The organism is Paraburkholderia solitsugae (genome assembly GCF_013177695.1).
GTDB lineage: Bacteria > Pseudomonadota > Gammaproteobacteria > Burkholderiales > Burkholderiaceae > Paraburkholderia > Paraburkholderia solitsugae.
In genome coordinates this window covers 14,609-30,358 of record NZ_WOEY01000166.1, presented here as the reverse complement: position 1 = coordinate 30,358, position 15,750 = coordinate 14,609, and the positions used below count along the sequence as shown (strand labels likewise).

General features: G+C 62.1%; 14 protein-coding genes. 10 read left to right on the top strand and 4 right to left on the bottom strand.

The annotated features are described in order from the left end of the window. Positions 1-123 precede the first annotated feature (123 nt). Complete coding sequence (locus GNZ12_RS40830) at positions 124-1,008, bottom strand: LysR family transcriptional regulator (RefSeq protein ID WP_172318195.1); 885 nt, start codon at positions 1,006-1,008, stop codon at positions 124-126. Between the two features lie 78 nt (positions 1,009-1,086). Between GNZ12_RS40830 and GNZ12_RS40825 the strand changes: the two genes are divergently transcribed. Beyond that, positions 1,087-2,388: an aspartate aminotransferase family protein gene (locus GNZ12_RS40825; protein WP_172318193.1), complete on the top strand. Its 1,302-nt coding sequence runs from the start codon at positions 1,087-1,089 to the stop codon at positions 2,386-2,388. Between the two features lie 5 nt (positions 2,389-2,393). On the opposite strand, the gene GNZ12_RS40820 is transcribed toward GNZ12_RS40825, so the two are convergent. After that, on the bottom strand, positions 2,394-3,101 hold the full coding sequence (locus GNZ12_RS40820) for a hypothetical protein (RefSeq protein ID WP_216673560.1): 708 nt from the start codon (positions 3,099-3,101) through the stop codon (positions 2,394-2,396). Positions 3,102-3,422: 321 nt separating this feature from the next. Here GNZ12_RS40820 and GNZ12_RS40815 point away from each other — a divergent pair, with 321 nt between their 5' ends. Continuing rightward, positions 3,423-4,061 (top strand): TetR/AcrR family transcriptional regulator, encoded by a 639-nt coding sequence (locus GNZ12_RS40815; protein ID WP_172318189.1) that lies wholly within the window; start codon positions 3,423-3,425, stop codon positions 4,059-4,061. Between the two features lie 60 nt (positions 4,062-4,121). Here GNZ12_RS40815 and GNZ12_RS40810 read toward each other — a convergent pair whose 3' ends face one another. Further along, positions 4,122-5,033: a LysR family transcriptional regulator gene (locus GNZ12_RS40810; RefSeq protein ID WP_172318187.1), complete on the bottom strand. Its 912-nt coding sequence runs from the start codon at positions 5,031-5,033 to the stop codon at positions 4,122-4,124. A 104-nt stretch (positions 5,034-5,137) separates the two neighbouring features. On the opposite strand from GNZ12_RS40810, the gene GNZ12_RS40805 reads away from it, so the two are divergent. The 8 genes from GNZ12_RS40805 (at position 5,138) to flgL (ending at position 14,821) form a co-directional block, all read left to right on the top strand. Then, positions 5,138-6,229: an alkene reductase gene (locus GNZ12_RS40805; RefSeq protein ID WP_328806161.1), complete on the top strand. Its 1,092-nt coding sequence runs from the start codon at positions 5,138-5,140 to the stop codon at positions 6,227-6,229. A 249-nt stretch (positions 6,230-6,478) separates the two neighbouring features. Then, on the top strand, positions 6,479-7,267 hold the full coding sequence (gene flgG / locus GNZ12_RS40800; RefSeq protein ID WP_172310525.1) for a flagellar basal-body rod protein FlgG: 789 nt from the start codon (positions 6,479-6,481) through the stop codon (positions 7,265-7,267). A 118-nt stretch (positions 7,268-7,385) separates the two neighbouring features. Next, positions 7,386-8,084 carry a flagellar basal body L-ring protein FlgH gene (gene flgH / locus GNZ12_RS40795; protein ID WP_172310524.1) on the top strand — a complete coding sequence of 233 codons (699 nt, stop codon included), beginning with the start codon at positions 7,386-7,388 and terminating at the stop codon, positions 8,082-8,084. 2 nt (positions 8,085-8,086) lie between these two features. Then, the gene (locus GNZ12_RS40790) at positions 8,087-9,274 is read left to right on the top strand and encodes a flagellar basal body P-ring protein FlgI (RefSeq protein ID WP_235993699.1); all 1,188 of its coding nucleotides are present in this window, start codon (positions 8,087-8,089) and stop codon (positions 9,272-9,274) included. 12 nt (positions 9,275-9,286) lie between these two features. Then, positions 9,287-10,276 carry a flagellar assembly peptidoglycan hydrolase FlgJ gene (flgJ, locus tag GNZ12_RS40785; RefSeq protein ID WP_172310523.1) on the top strand — a complete coding sequence of 330 codons (990 nt, stop codon included), beginning with the start codon at positions 9,287-9,289 and terminating at the stop codon, positions 10,274-10,276. Positions 10,277-10,686: 410 nt separating this feature from the next. Beyond that, positions 10,687-11,460 (top strand): flagellar brake protein, encoded by a 774-nt coding sequence (locus GNZ12_RS40780; protein ID WP_172310522.1) that lies wholly within the window; start codon positions 10,687-10,689, stop codon positions 11,458-11,460. Between the two features lie 156 nt (positions 11,461-11,616). After that, on the top strand, positions 11,617-13,590 hold the full coding sequence (gene flgK / locus GNZ12_RS40775; protein WP_172310521.1) for a flagellar hook-associated protein FlgK: 1,974 nt from the start codon (positions 11,617-11,619) through the stop codon (positions 13,588-13,590). Between the two features lie 10 nt (positions 13,591-13,600). Continuing rightward, positions 13,601-14,821: a flagellar hook-associated protein FlgL gene (gene flgL / locus GNZ12_RS40770; RefSeq protein ID WP_172310520.1), complete on the top strand. Its 1,221-nt coding sequence runs from the start codon at positions 13,601-13,603 to the stop codon at positions 14,819-14,821. A gap of 123 nt (positions 14,822-14,944) precedes the next feature. On the opposite strand, the gene fliR is transcribed toward flgL, so the two are convergent. Beyond that, a complete protein-coding gene (fliR, locus tag GNZ12_RS40765; RefSeq protein WP_172310519.1) occupies positions 14,945-15,727 on the bottom strand; it encodes a flagellar biosynthetic protein FliR in 783 nt (260 codons plus the stop codon). Positions 15,728-15,750: the final 23 nt, after the last annotated feature.

Genomic DNA, 15,750 nt, shown 5'->3' with positions numbered 1-15,750 from the left:
CGGGTATTGCTTTGGGTGAAAGTCCGCTTGGATTGTCAGCTATCTTTTCATCAATGTCGAATGACAACTTGGCCACACTGAAGCGGCGACGACAGGTCGCCGCCCTCTTCTGAGCCTGCTCGATCACAGCAACGGCAGCGTCAGTCTGATGTGCTCAGCGAATACCGTGGTCAGATGAGAAGGACGCTCCCGCTCGAACTTTAGGGTAATGCCGACGGTGGGCAACGGCGGAAGCGAAGGATCGCCATTGAGTATGGAGAGATCCGGGGCGACGGCAGTCTGTGTGATGACGGCCACGGCCTGCCCCGAACGGACCAGGGCCGTGAGCCCGGCAAGACTGCTGCTCGCATAGGCGATGCGGTAGGCCCTGCCAGCGCGTTGCAGTGCCTCGCAGGCCGCCACGTGGTCGAGCGTGTCCGGATCGGAAAGTGCCAGCGGTAATGGGTCGAAGTGCGCGGAATCCAGTCCCGGATAGCCAACCCAGACCAACGGTTCGCGGCGAATGAAGTCCTCATTCGGGGCGTCCTCAGGCAACGAGATCATGGCAAGGTCCAGCGCATGCATCTCCAGTTGTTCGAGCAATCGTGGCGTGGGCGCGCAAATAACCTCCACCAGCGCATGCGGGTGTTGGCCCGAGAACTGACGCAGTAAATGCGGGAGAAAAACCGCGGCATAGTCGTCCGGGCAGCCGAAGCGCATCGTCCCCGACAGCCCTTTACCGGAAAGATCAGCCATCGCCTCGTCGTGCAGCCGCAGAATGCGTTGGGCGTGGATCAAAAGACGTTCGCCGGGATTCGTCAGCACCACCCCACGACCCGTGCGCTGGAACAGCGGCTGATCCACAATTTCTTCGAGGCGCTTCATCTGCTGACTCAGCGCCGACTGGGTCCGGCCGATCCGATTGGCCGCACGACTGAGCGCCCGGACTTCGGCAACGACGGTAAACGAACGCAGCAGATCGATTTCGAGTGAAAGACCCAAGATATTAGCCCCGCTTCTAGCTTCCATAAGAACTATTCGATTCTATGAAAGCAGAGAGCCATCTAGACTGCAAGCTATTCTCGTTACCCGCCAAGGAGAAGCAAGGTGTCCCGAAACAATGATGCAACTTTCTGGCGCAACGCCAGGCAGCACCTCATCCGCTATGGCGGCACCTTCGAGCCGATGATCATTGAGCGCGCCCAGGGCAGCTTCGTCTATGACGCGGACGGCCGCGCGATCCTGGATTTCACCTCCGGGCAGATGAGCGCGGTGCTCGGGCACAGCCATCCGGAAATCGTGTCGGTTATTAACGAATACGCCGGCAAGCTCGACCACCTCTTCAGCGGGATGCTTTCGCGACCGGTGGTCGACCTGGCGACCCGGCTGGCCGACATTACGCCTGACGGACTCGACCGGGCGCTGTTGCTCAGTACCGGCGCGGAGTCGAACGAGGCCGCCATTCGCATGGCGAAGCTGGTCACGGGCAAATATGAAATCGTTGGCTTTGCGCAGTCCTGGCACGGCATGACGGGGAACGCAGCATCCGCGACTTACAGCGCCGGTCGCAAGGGCGTCGGTCCAGCTGCCGTCGGCTCCTTCGCGATTCCCGCTCCGTTCCTGTACCGTCCGCGTTTCGAGCGCAATGGTGAATACGATTACCTGGCGGAGCTGGACTACGCCTTCGATCTTATCGATCGTCAGTCCAGTGGCAATCTCGCCGCGTTCATTGCAGAGCCGATCCTCAGTTCCGGCGGGATCATCGAACTGCCGCCAGGCTACATGGCCGCGCTGAAGCGCAAATGCGAGGAGCGCGGCATGCTGCTGATCCTCGATGAAGCGCAAACCGGGGTCGGGCGCACGGGGACGATGTTCGCCTGTCAGCACGATGGCGTCACGCCCGACATTCTTACCCTGTCGAAGACGCTAGGCGCCGGTCTGCCGCTCGCGGCCGTGGTGACCTCCGCGCAGATCGAGGAGCGAGCCCATGAATTGGGTTACCTGTTCTATACGACCCATGTGTCCGATCCGCTTCCCGCCGCCGTCGGTCTGCGGGTGCTGGATGTGGTCGAGCGCGCGGGACTGGTTGCGCGTGCGAACCTGATGGGTGATCGACTCAAACGCGGCCTTCTGGATCTGATGGAACGCTTTGAATGTATCGGCGACATTCGCGGACGAGGGCTGCTTCTGGGTATGGAGATCGTCAGGGACCGACACACGAAGGAGCCGGCGGATGGGCTTGGTTCAAAGATCACCCGCGAGTGCATGAACCTGGGGCTCAGCATGAACATCGTGCAGTTGCCCGGCATGGGCGGCGTCTTCCGCATCGCCCCTCCCTTGACCGTTCACGAGGATGAGATCGATCTGGGCCTGGCGTTGCTCGGGCAGGCGATTGAGCGTTCGCTGTAATTAGCCTACCGAAAGGATACCGAAGCAATATCGATGGCAACCAGCAGCGGCTCGTCAATCTTCTGGCCATCAGTGTCATGAGCGAACACGCGCCGGGTCGTCGGCACCATGATGCCGTCAAAGTCCTGGTAGTTCGACGCATAGTTTGCGCCGGTAGCGCCGCCCATGACGTCCACGGTGTAATCATGGCGCCGCAGCAGGCCATCCGGGCCGAAGTACGAAATCTGCTCGCGTGAATGCGTTTCGATGGAATTTGGAAACGTCACTTTCAAGCGCCGCCATTGCTCACCGTCTTCATGCCACGGCGACAACTCCTCGGTCACGACGCCAGGATACGTATAGAGAAACGGCGTGCTGAGATAGGTCCACAGCGCATAACTGCAGAAATATGCCGCATGAAGATCGTCCCAGGGCGTCTGCTGGCTATGACCGGCGAAGGATGAACGCGGATTGTCGCGACTCTCGAGTACGCGCCCGTCGGTCGATTCGACGGCAACGCGGCCCGGGGTAAAAATGGCGTGTCGATCGGGCGCTGTGAAAGGCCGCATTTCGACACGCTGGGCGTGCATATCTATTGCGGCGACAGTGTGCCTGAAAATATCTGGCTTCTGCTTGACATGCCAGATGCCGCCTGTGATCGACATTTCGGCTTCCAGCGTTCTGAACGCATTCCAGCGCGCAAGGCCTCCATGGGCCTCAATAGCCAGCTTCAAAAGATCATTCGTCATCTCGCTTCCTTTCCTCTAGTTTTGGTCTGCTCCGGTGGCCTATCGCCTGCGTCAAGTTTCCGGCAGGCAGCGAATCACCCGGCAAACACTTCCGCCATCTGTGCATTGAAGCCATTGGCCAGATCGTGTTCACCGGACCCCCGGGTTACCTGGACGTTCAGGTAAAAAGGGCTATACTTAAGACAATGGTGAATAACATTGTCATTGAAGTGGATTGTGGGCGGACACCCCGCCAATGTCAATGGTGATCGACATTGTATTTTTCGATGGATCTGATTGGCCCGATGTCGGCCGAAGGGAGGGAGAGTGGGTGTTTCCAGGCAACAGGCGGTTGAAAACCGGCACGCGATCGTGGCCGCCGCCGAGAAGCTGTTTCGCGAGCGCGGCGTCGATGCGGTCGGGCTCGCCGAGCTGATGAAGGCGGCGGGCTTTACACAGGGCGGTTTCTACAACCACTTCAAATCAAAAGATGCACTGGTCGCCGCAGTGATCGAAAAGGCGATGGACGATGGTGGGGAGACTTATGCCTCCATCATCGAAAACGCCAGGTCGGCTGACGCCAACCCGGTCAGGCAACGGATCGAGTGGTACCTCTCACCCGAGCATCGCGCGAATATCGAGGCGGGCTGCCCCCTGTCGGGTTTTGTAGGCGATGCCCGGCGGCTTGGCGACGTGGCGCGCGGCGCTTACGTGGAAGGTCTTGCGGCGAACCTCCAGGAATTCGCCAGGGTCATCGAAGAGACGGAGGGGAGCAGCGAAGGCAGTCGCGGGAAGGCGATCACTCTGTTCAGTCAGATGGTCGGTACGTTGCTGCTTTCGCGTGCAGTGGCAGACGTCGACCCGGCGCTCGCGGATGAAATTCTTGACGAGGGCCGTCAGCATCTCCTCACCGCCGTGGACACGCAACCCGGAAATCGATCACGTGGACATTCGCGCCGAGGGTAGGCCAATGTCACTTTCGGCTCCAGAGAGCCGCCAACGTTGCCCGGAGCCGTTCGGCGACGACTACGTTGCCCGATCGAACTTGTGTGCAAACCGCTCCGTCGCCCATTCGATGAAGACGCGCAACCGCTGGCTCATGTGCCTGTCTGGCGGGTACACCAGGAAGAATGGGTATGGATCCGGCTGCCACGCCGTCAGAACAGGCAGAAGCTCGCCACGCGCGATCGCGTCCGTCGCGGCAAAGGAGAAGGTCTGAATCACACCGAGGCCGGCCAGCGCCGCCGCGACATGCGCGTTGCTCTCGTTGACACCCATGCCCGGTAAGCCGCCGATTTCGATTCGCTCGCTGCCCTTCTGAAAATGCATTGGCATGACGCGTCCGGTCCGTGCCGAAACGTAGCTCACGATGCGATGCCCGTTTTTCAGCTGGTTGGGATGCGTCAGCCTACCGTGCTGCTTCAGATAATCGCGTGTCGCGCATGTCACCCACGATGCACGCCCGAGCGGACGTGCGACTAGCGAGAGCTCGTCGGCGTTGCCGCCGCGCACGACACAATCTACGTTCTCGCCGATGAGATCGACCTGCCGGTCGCTCACGCCGAGATCAACACGTATGTCGGGATATCTCGCGATGAAGTCGGGCAGTGCGGGGATCAACACGCAGCTTGCGTTCGCCGAGCCAATGTCGATGCGCAGCCGTCCGCGCGGACGCTGATGTGCGCTGGAGAAACCCGTGTCGATGTCTTCGAGTTCCTTCAGCACGCGCGAGGTGCGCTCGTAGTACGCGGCACCGTCGGGCGTGACTGTGACGCGTCGCGTCGTTCGCTGAAGCAGCTTGACGCCGAGATGCTGCTCCAGCGAACGCACGAGTTTGCTCACCGTGGCGAGAGGCATATCGAGCGAGTCGGCGGCACGCGTGAATGCGCCCGCTTCGACAACACGGGCAAACACGCGAATGGCAAGCAATTGGTCCATGTCGATTATCTATCCACGTAGATAAAGTTATCAAATTTAGCCACTTTTTCAACAATCGCCTAGTTTGTACAGTAGCTCACACATCTTTGAAAAGGAAGTTGATCGTGACTACGAACGTACTTGAGGGCCTGTTTGCGCCCGTTCGCCTCGGCAGGCTGGAACTGAAGAACCGCCTGGTCATGGCGCCGTTGACCCGCAGCCGCGCCGGGTGTAACGGCACACCGGGAGAGTTGGCCGCGGAGTACTACGCGCAGCGCGCGAGTGTCGGCCTGATTGTGACTGAAGGCACTCAGCCGTCTGACGATGGTCAGGGCTATCTTGCCACGCCGGGCATCTATACCAATGCGCATGCGGCGGGATGGAAAAAGATCACCTCCGCCGTCCATGAGCGCGGTGGCCATATCTTCATCCAGCTCATGCACGCAGGGCGCATGTCGCACCCGGACAACACGCCGCATCATCGTCAGAGCGTCGCGCCTTCGGCCATCGCGGCGCCCGATACGCCGATGTTCACGGCCAAGGGGATGCAGGACATTCCGGTACCGCGTGCGTTGACGACCGAGGAGGTGCGCCAGACGGTGTCCGACTTCCGCTTCGCGGCACGCCGCGCGATCGAGGCCGGCGCCGATGGCGTCGAGATCCACGGTGCGAATGCCTACCTGATCCATCAGTTCCTTGCATCAAGCGCCAATGCCCGCACCGACGAATATGGCGGCTCGATCGAAAACCGTGCCCGCTTTGCCATTGAGGTGGCGATTGCAATCGCTGAGGAAATCGGCGCTGACAGGACGGCCATTCGTCTGTCGCCTGGCCTGGCGCGGTGGGGCATCGACGAAGGCGTCGAAGGACCGGCGCTCTACCGCTATCTGGTGGCTGAACTGGACAAGCTCGGTCTGGCGTACCTGCACGTCACGCATCAGGGCAACGAACCGCTGCTGGCTGACATTCGCAAGCGCTGGACGGGCACGCTGATCCTGAACCGGCCCGGCCGCTCCCGCGACCAGGCTGGCACCGACGTCGCATCGGGGCTCGCTGATCTGGAAGCCTATGGCCAGATGGTGCTGGCCAACCCGGATTTCGTTGCGCGCCTGAAGACCGGTGCACCGCTGAACGATGCGAACCCCAATACGTTCTTCGGCGGCGATGGACAAGGTTATACCGACTATCCGGTGTTGGCCGAAGCCGGAGAAGCCTGAAGGAACGCGCCATGCCAATACGGCGTCCGCGAGCCCGCTTCGCATCATAGGCGCACTGCGGCTCGCGCCGGCGGTCCGAATCGACCGCCCTGCATGGGACCGGAGTAAGTGCTAAAGCACTAACTCCGGATCGACCGCGCTGCATGGGACCGGAGTAAGTGCTAAAGCACTAACTCCGGATCGACCGCGCTGCATGGGACCGGAGTAAGTGCTAAAGCACTAACTCCGGATCGACATAGGAGAAGAAGAATGAATCGCTCACTCTACATCGCCGCTACCGGCATGAATGCGCAGCAGGCGCAGATGGACGTGATTTCGAACAACCTCGCCAACGTCAGCACCAACGGCTTCAAGGGCTCGCGCGCGGTGTTCGAGGATCTGCTGTACCAGACCATCCGCCAGCCGGGTGCGAACTCGACTCAGCAAACCGAACTGCCGTCCGGTATCCAGCTTGGCACCGGCGTGCAACAGGTCGCCACCGAGCGTCTGTACACGCAGGGCAACCTGCAGCAGACCGGCAACTCGAAAGACATCGCCATCAACGGCCAGGGCTTCTTCCAGGTGCAGATGCCCGACGGCACGACCGCTTACACCCGCGACGGTTCGTTCCAGACCAACGCACAGGGCCAGCTCGTGACGTCGAGCGGCTATCAGGTCATCCCGGCCATCACGATTCCGAACAACGCAACCTCGCTCACGATCGGCAGCGACGGCGTGGTGTCGATCACTGTCGCCGGCTCGACCAACAGCCAGCAACTCGGCTCGATGCAGGTCGCGACCTTCATCAACCCGGCCGGTCTGGATGCGAAGGGCGAAAACCTGTTCGCGGAAACCGCTTCGTCGGGCGCGCCGAACATCGCGCAACCGGGCCTGAACGGCGCCGGCACGCTGAATCAGGGTTACGTGGAAGCATCGAACGTGAACGTGGTGCAGGAACTGGTGAACATGATCCAGACGCAGCGCGCTTACGAAATCAACAGCAAGGCCGTGACGACCTCCGACCAGATGCTGCAGACCCTCAGCCAGATGCAGGTTTAAGGCTTAAGGGACTGGGAATTAAGAACGCCCCCGACCCTGTCGCTTTGCGCCAGGCCCCCCCGAGGGGGACAAGGAAACTTGGGGCGGCCCGGCGTTTTCTCGAAAGGCAGTAATCAAGATGTCGCACTTCACTCGTAATCCGGTTCATTCGCGCACCGCTCAGGCGCTCGTGCAGCTCACGCTGCTCGCGGCGATGGGCGGTTGCGGCCTCGTGCCGAAGCAGCCGATCACCCAGCAACCGATGACGGCCTTGCCGCCGATGCCGCCGCAGGCACAAACGCCGGGCTCGATCTACAACCCGGGTTACGCGGGCCGGCCGCTGTTCGAAGACCAGCGGCCGCGCAATGTCGGCGACATCCTGACCATCGTGATTCAGGAAAACGTCAACGCGACGAAATCGTCGGGCGCCAACGCGAATCGCACGGGCACCACCAATTTCAGCGTGCCGACGGCGGGCTTCCTGGGTGGACTGTTCGGCAAAACCAATCTGAGCGCGAACGGCGCGAACGTGTTCAACGGCACCGGTGGTGCGAACGCGTCGAACACCTTCAACGGCACGATCACCGTGACGGTGACGGGCGTGCTGCCGAACGGCAACCTGACGGTGAGCGGCGAAAAGCAGATGCTGATCAACCAGGGCAACGAATTCGTGCGTTTCTCCGGCGTCGTGAATCCGAACACGATTTCCAGTCTCAATGCCGTGTACTCGACCCAGGTGGCCGACGCCAAGATCGAATACTCCGCGAAGGGCTATCTCGACGAGGCCGAGAACATGGGCTGGCTGCAGCGCTTCTTCCTCAACGTGTCGCCGTGGTGATCATGCGTACCGTCTTCTCCCGTCCCGGCCGCTTCACGCGACTCGTCCACCTCGGCCGCGTCCTCGCCATCGTCGCGCTGGCTTGCGCGGCACTGCCGGCCGTCACCCCCGCTCACGCCGAGCGTCTGAAGGATCTTGTGCAGATCCAGGGCGTGCGCGACAACCCGCTGATCGGCTACGGCCTCGTCGTCGGTCTCGACGGTACGGGCGACCAGACCACGCAAACGCCATTCACCACGCAGACGCTCGCCAACATGCTGGCGAACCTCGGCATCTCGATCAACAACCAGGCGGCGGGCTCGAGCAACTCGCAGTCGTCGTTGTCGAATATCCAGTTGAAGAACGTCGCCGCGGTGATGGTGACGGCCGTGCTGCCGCCGTTCGCGCGTCCCGGCGAAGCGATCGACGTGACGGTATCGTCGCTCGGCAATTCGAAGAGCCTGCGCGGCGGCACGCTGCTGCTCACGCCGCTGAAGGGCGCGGACGGCCAGGTGTATGCGCTTGGCCAGGGCAACGTGGCAGTCGGCGGCGCTGGCGCGAGCGCGAACGGCAGCAAGGTGCAGGTGAACACACTCAATGCGGGCCGCGTCGCCGGCGGCGCGATCGTCGAACGCGCGGTGCCGACCTCGGTGTCGCAAGCGGGCACGATGCAGCTCGACCTGAACGAGATGGACTACGACACCACGCAGCGCGTGGTGGCAGCGGTGAACAACGCGTTCGGCAGCGGTACGGCCACGGCGCTCGACGGCCGCACGATTCAACTGCGCGCGCCGACCGATCCGGAGCAGCAGGTCGCCTTCATGGCGCAATTGCAGAACCTGGACGTCAAGCCGGCGCAAGCTGCCGCGAAGGTGATCCTGAATGCGCGCACCGGCTCGATCGTGATGAACCAGATGGTCACGCTGCAAAGCTGCGCGGTGGCGCACGGCAATCTGTCGGTGGTGATCAATACGCAGCCAGTGGTGAGCCAACCGGGTGCGTTCTCGAACGGCCAGACGGTGGTGGAGAAACAGTCGCAGATTCAGATGAAGCAGGACAACGGCGCACTGAAGATGGTGACCGCCGGCGCCAATCTTGCCGAAGTGGTGAAGGCGCTCAACGCACTCGGTGCGACGCCCGCGGATCTGATGTCGATCCTGCAGGCCATGAAAGCGGCGGGCGCTCTGCGCGCCGAGCTGGAAATCATCTAAGGAAGACACAGGATGAATTCGGATACGACCAATTCCGCCAATGCGGCGAACGACCTGACCCAGCGCTTCGCGCTCGACGTCCAAGGCTTCGGAAAATTGAGTGCGCAAGCCAAGGCTTCGCCGCAAGCCGGCATGAAGATGGCCGCTCAGCAGTTCGACGCGGTGTTCACGCAGATGATGCTGAAGAGCATGCGCGATGCGACGCCACAGGATGGTCCGTTCGATTCGCACGACAGCGCCACCTTCACGTCGATGATGGATCAGCAGTTGTCGCAACAGCTGTCGCAGAAGGGCATTGGCGTGGCTGACGCGATGCTCAAGCAGATGATGCGCAATCAGGGCATGCAGGTGGGCGGCGCGAATGGTGCAAGCGGCGGCCTCGCCGGTGCGCTGGGTGGCGGCAGCGGCGGCGACGAAGGCCAGAGCGCGGCGCTGAATGCGCTTGCGAGAGCCTACGGCAATGCGCAGGCCAACGGCCAACTGGCGATGGGCAAGGGCTACTCGGCCAACAGCGCGCTGACTCCGCCGATCAAAGGCGACGGCAGTTCGCCGAAGGTCGATGCCTTCGTCGACAAGTTGGCCGAGCCGGCGCAAGCCGCCAGCGCGGCAACCGGTATTCCGGCGCGCTTCATCATCGGCCAGGCCGCGCTCGAATCGGGCTGGGGCAAGAGCGAGATCAAGAAGTCGGACGGTTCGACCAGCCACAACGTGTTCGGCATCAAGGCGACCAAGGACTGGACCGGCAAGACCGTCTCGACGGTCACGACTGAATATGTGAACGGCAAACCGCAGCGCACCGTCGAAAAATTCCGTGCGTACGACTCGTACCAGGAAGCGATGACCGACTACGCGAGCCTGCTCAAGGGCAACCCGCGTTATGCGCAGGTGATCAATTCCGCGCATGACGTGAATGGCTTTGCCAACGGCATGCAGCGCGCGGGTTACGCGACCGATCCGCATTACGCGAAAAAACTGATGTCCATCATGCAGAAAATGGGCTGAGCTGCCGTTAATACAGGTACGCGGTCGTAGTCGACCGTGCGGTTGATCAGTTCATGCAGGGTGATTTTCTCGAATAAAGCCATGCACGCGACGGGGCCAGGTGCATAACAAGACGGATGAGGCCGGCCGCCTACGGGCGGCCGGTCGAACCGCGTGACCAGCTGATCGCCGCCAGTATTCGAAGCCGCCGGATTTCATCCGCGGTATATCGGTTTTAACGTTTGCGGCAAATATTTCATAACCGCCCCCTAAATTTTGGCTGGGCGCTGCCGCTAATCAGTTAGACCCGATACCGGAAAGCGTTGTAATGTCCGGTTGAATGCGCGTGCTGCGGCTTCGATGAAGACCGCGCGAAAGCCCCGGCAGGAGCCTTGGCACGCGCCCGCAAGAACAAGCATACCGGCAAGCCTATGGATACTACCCAGTCGCACGGCCAGACCGACGCACCCGGCCAGCCGCACGCCACCCTAGACGAAAGCGCACCCGATTTCGGCCGTCGCAATCCGCTGGAGATCGGCGTTCAGTTACGCAACCTCGTCAATCGAGGCGATTTCCTCACCGTTGAATACGCGGGCGGTCAGCTCGTGACGCGCCTGCTCGATGTCGACGTGCGCGGGCGCACCTTCACTTTCGATTGGGGCGCGCTCGCCGAGCAGAACAAAGGCTTATTGGGCGCGCCGCGCTGCCAGTTCCACGCGTCGCCTGACGGTGTGCGCGTCGAGTTCGTCACCGGCACGCCGCGCGAGACCCGCTACGAAGGACTGCCCGCATTCGAGTCCGACTTCCCTGAAGTGCTGTTCTATGTGCAGCGCCGCGAGTATTTCCGCGTCGATGCGCCGATTCTCGATCCGTATATGTGCAGCGGCCGTTTGCCCGAAGGCGACACGTTTCGCTTCGAAGTACACGATCTGTCGCTTGGCGGCGTCGGCATGCGCACCACGGATGAACGCGTGGCCGAATTGCCGATGGGCACGCGGCTGCAGGATTGCGAACTGTCGCTCGGCACGCTCGGCCGGCTTTCGCTTGATCTGCAACTGGTGTCGCACCGCTCCACCGCGTTGCCGAACGGCACGCAGCGCTACCAACTTGGCTTCCGTTTTCTGACGCTGCCGGGCAGCGCCGAAAACACGCTTCAACGCCTGATTACGCAACTCGAAATGAAGCGCCGTTCGCTGGTGCGCTGAGCGGTGCAGAAGCCTTGCGGCACGCGCCTCGCAAACGTTGAAACAAACGTCGAACAAGCATCGGAATGGCCCTCAATTTTTCCTCGTGAGGGCCGTTAAACAAGATGTTCAAGTAACGTGGCGGCAAGTGGTCGGTGTCGCCCTTCAGGATGACGCATGTCAGATCTCATCAGTATCGGCCTCAGCGGACTGAACGCTGCGCAGTGGGGACTCACGACGACCGGCCAGAACATCAGCAACGCGTCGACGCCCGGCTATACGATCGAAACCCCCGTTTATGCGGAAGCCGGCGGCCAGTACACCGGCTCGGGTTTTCTGCCGCAGGGTGTCTCGACCGTCACCGTGACGCGCCAGTACAGCCAGTACCTGACCACTGAGCTGAACAACGCCCAGAGCTCGGGCAGCTCGCTGACGGCGTACAACACGATGATCTCGCAACTGAACAATCTGGTCGGCAGCCCGACAGCCGGCATTGCAAGCGCGATCACCAGCTACTTCACCGGTTTGCAGAACGTCTCGAACAACGCCTCCAGCCTGTCCACCCGTCAGGGCGCGATAAGCGGCGCGCAGACGCTCGTGAACCAGATCAATGCCGCGGGTCAGCAATACGACGCGATGCGCCAGAGCGTCAACACGCAGCTCAGCAACACCGTTGCGCAAATCAACAGCTACACCCAACAGATCGCCCAGTTGAACGGGCAGATCTCCCAGGCCAGCACGCAAGGTCAGCCGCCGAACCAGCTGATGGATCAACGCGATCAAGCCGTGTCGAACCTGTCGCAACTGATCGGCGTGAACGTCGTGAACAGCAACGGCAGCTACAGCGTGTTCATGGCCAACGGCCAGCCGCTCGTGTCGTCCACCAATAGCTACAACCTGGGTACGGCGCCTTCCACAGGCGACACCAGCGAACTGTCGGTGCAGTATCTCGGCCAAGCCGGTGCGAACCCGGCCGCCGCGCCGCAAAACCTGCCCGACAGCAAGGTCACGGGTGGCACGCTGGGCGGCCTGCTGGCGTTCCGCAGCCAGACACTCGATCCGTCGGAAGCGCAACTCGGCGCGATTGCGGTGAGCTTTTCCGCCCAGGTCAACGCGCAGAACGGCCTCGGCATCACGCTCGCCGGCGCCCAAGGCGGCGCGCTGTTCTCAGTGGGTGGCCCGACCGTCTACGCGAACACGCAGAACACCGGTAACGCGTCGCTGAACGTCTCGTTCGCGAATCCCGCGCAGCCGACTACCGGCGATTACACGCTGTCCTACAACGGCAGCACCTACACGCTGACCGACAATTCGACCGGCAACGTGGTGGGTTCGGCGGCCAATCTGACCCAGCCGATCAACGGTCTAAATTTCTCGACCACCGGCACGATGAAAGCCGGCGACTCGTTCACGGTCGAACCGACCCGCGGCGCGCTGAACAGCTTCAACACGGCGACCACGGACCCGTCGGCGATTGCCGCCGCGGCACCGGTGCTCGGCGCTGCAACGCCGAGCAATACCGGCACCGGTACGATCACACAAGGCACCGTAACGGCCGGCTACACGATGCCGAATGCGACCACCACGCTGTCGTACAACGGCGCGGGTCTGTCCGGCTTCCCGGCCGGTTCGACGGTGACGGTAGCTGGCACGCCCCCTACCCCTTACCCGATCGCCAGTGCGGCGACCGTGGTGCCGTATTCGTCGGCCACGGGTGCGTCGCTGACGATCACCAACCCGACCTTGGGCCAGATGAACAACGTTTCGGTGACGATCAGCGGCGCACCGGCCGCGGGCGACACGTTCACCATCGGCCCGAACACCGGCGCGAGCAACGACGGCCGCAATGCGCTGGCGCTGTCGAACCTGTCCGCGGCGAAGGTATTGTCGGGCGGCACGGTCACGCTGACGGGCGCGTATGCGAACTACGTCAACCAGATCGGTAACCAGACCAACCAGATTCAGACCTCGAGCACGGCGCAGACCTCGCTGGTGACGCAGATCACCACCGCGCAGCAGTCGGTCTCGGGCGTGAACATCAACGAAGAAGCAGCCAACCTGCTTCAGTATCAGCAGCTCTATCAGGCGAACAGCAAGGTTATCCAGACCGCGCAGACCCTGTTCCAGACGCTACTCGGCATCTTCCAGTGAGGCGTTGAACATGCGTATCTCCAGCATGCAGTACTTCAACATGAACGTGGCGACGATGAGCGATCAGCAAGCTCAGTTGTCGCAGTTGTATCAACAGATCTCGACCGGCGTCAGCCTCTCCACGCCGTCGGACAATCCGCTCGGCGCGGCGCAGGCAGTGCTGTTGAGCTCGACGGCGACGAGCCTGTCGCAGTACACGACCAACCAGGGCGCAGCGCTCTCTTCGCTGCAACAGGAAGATTCAACGCTCGGCAGCGTCAATACAGTGCTGCAGAGCATTCATACGCTGGTGCTGAGCGCCGGCGACGGTTCGCTGAACAACGGCGACCGCGGCTCGATCGCAACGCAACTGCAGAGCTTGCGCAGCCAGTTGATGACGCTCGCCAATGCGACCGATCCGCAGGGCAACGCCTTGTTCGGCGGTTATCAAACCACCGCGACCCCGTACACCACCAACGCAGCCGGCGTTGTGAGCTATTCGGGCGATACCGGTACGCCTTCCATGCAGGTCACGTCGTCGCACACGATTCAGACCGGCGACAACGGTATCGCGATCTTCGGCAGCGTTGCAGCAATCGGCACCAGCTCGGTGCCGGCCGCGACGGCCGCCAATACCGGCACGGGCGTGATCAGCACCGTCAGCCTGACGAATCCGACCAATCCGGCCAATGCGGATACGTACCAGATCAACTTCACGTCGGCGACCACCTACACGGTGACCCAGACCCCGCCGAGCGGGGCGCCGACCACGAGCGCGCCGCAAGCGTTCACGGCCGGCTCGGCGATCACGCTTGGCGGCCAGACGGTGAACATCACTGGCGCGCCGAACGCGGGCGACAGCTTTTCCGTGACGCCGGCCACGCAAGGCAGCATGGATGTGTTCGCAAATCTGAGCCAGTTGATCACCACGTTGCAATCGCCGCTGTCTGGCGGCGCCTCGACGGCCACTTTCCAGAGCGCGCTGACCACCAGCATGACCCAGCTCGAAAACACGATGAACAACGTCGTGACCGCGCAGGCGGCGGTGGGTGGCCGTGAGCAGCAAGTGCAAGCGTTGCAGACCGTCACGCAGACCAACACGTTGCAGACGGCGAGCAACCTGGCAGATCTGACGCAGACCGACATGGCCAAGACGATCGGCCAGTACACGATGACGCAAAACGCGCTGCAAGCGGCGCAGCAGGCGTTCGTGAAGATTCAGAGCGTTTCGCTGTTCCAGTACCTGAACTGAGCGGCTACGTAGTCTGAAATGCAGAAGGGCGGAAGCCGGTGTGAGCCGGTTCCGCCCTTCTTTGTTTTAGGTGGCCGATGGGTGGCCAACGCGAAGCCAGTCGCCGCCCCGGGGCAGGCTGCGCTACTTGAAGCCGGCCGCCACGCGTCCCATCTGATCGATGCCAACATCGAACAGGCGCATGAAGAATGGAATCATGTTCGGGATCATCAGCTGCAGGAGCAGCATGCCGATCAGCATCGTCAGCGGAAAGCCGATCTGGAACACGCCGATTTGCGGCGCGGCGCGGTTCAGGATGCCGAGCGAGATGTTGGCGATCAGGAGCGCGACGACCACCGGCAGCGACAGCAGCAGCCCCGCCGAAAACACCGTGCTGCCGAAATTCGCCAGGGTGCGCCAGCCGGGCGCGCCGAGGATGTTCGCCGAGACCGGCACCGACTGGAACGTGGTCAGCAGCGCGCTGATCATCTGCAAATGGCCGTCGATCACCAGAAACACCAGCATCGCGATCGTGGTCATATAGCTCGACAGCACCTGGCTCGAACTGCTCGCCTGCGCGTCGAAGAACGTCGCGAAACCCAGGCCCATGCCCAGACCGACGAAATCACCTGTGGCGCCGATCGCCTGAAACACGATCTGCATCGTCATGCCGAGCGCGATGCCGATCAGGAACTGGTTGGCGATGATCCACACGCCTTCGGCGGAGAACACCGTGACTTGCGGCAGCGCACCGAGCGTGGGCGCGACGATGATCGTGATGAAGGCCGCGAGGCCGATCTTCACCCGCATCGGCAGCGCGCGGTTGCCAAGCACCGGCGCAGTCGCCACCAGCGCGAGAATTCGCACGAACGGCCACAGGAACGCCGTGAGCCAGGCGTTCAGTTGTGCGTAGGTGACGGAAAACATGACGGTGGAGAAGGGCGGAAGCC

What these genes read in the sequence shown, in the direction of transcription:
- fliR (WP_172310519.1), bottom strand. Translation starts at nt 15,727, where the DNA reads ATGTTTTCCGTCACCTACGCACAACTGAACGCCTGGCTCACGGCGTTC.
- GNZ12_RS40790 (WP_235993699.1), top strand. Translation starts at nt 8,087, where the DNA reads ATGCGTACCGTCTTCTCCCGTCCCGGCCGCTTCACGCGACTCGTCCAC.
- GNZ12_RS40810 (WP_172318187.1), bottom strand. Translation starts at nt 5,033, where the DNA reads ATGGACCAATTGCTTGCCATTCGCGTGTTTGCCCGTGTTGTCGAAGCG.
- GNZ12_RS40780 (WP_172310522.1), top strand. Translation starts at nt 10,687, where the DNA reads ATGGATACTACCCAGTCGCACGGCCAGACCGACGCACCCGGCCAGCCG.
- flgH (WP_172310524.1), top strand. Translation starts at nt 7,386, where the DNA reads ATGTCGCACTTCACTCGTAATCCGGTTCATTCGCGCACCGCTCAGGCG.
- flgL (WP_172310520.1), top strand. Translation starts at nt 13,601, where the DNA reads ATGCGTATCTCCAGCATGCAGTACTTCAACATGAACGTGGCGACGATG.
- flgK (WP_172310521.1), top strand. Translation starts at nt 11,617, where the DNA reads ATGTCAGATCTCATCAGTATCGGCCTCAGCGGACTGAACGCTGCGCAG.
- flgJ (WP_172310523.1), top strand. Translation starts at nt 9,287, where the DNA reads ATGAATTCGGATACGACCAATTCCGCCAATGCGGCGAACGACCTGACC.
- flgG (WP_172310525.1), top strand. Translation starts at nt 6,479, where the DNA reads ATGAATCGCTCACTCTACATCGCCGCTACCGGCATGAATGCGCAGCAG.
- GNZ12_RS40830 (WP_172318195.1), bottom strand. Translation starts at nt 1,008, where the DNA reads ATGGAAGCTAGAAGCGGGGCTAATATCTTGGGTCTTTCACTCGAAATC.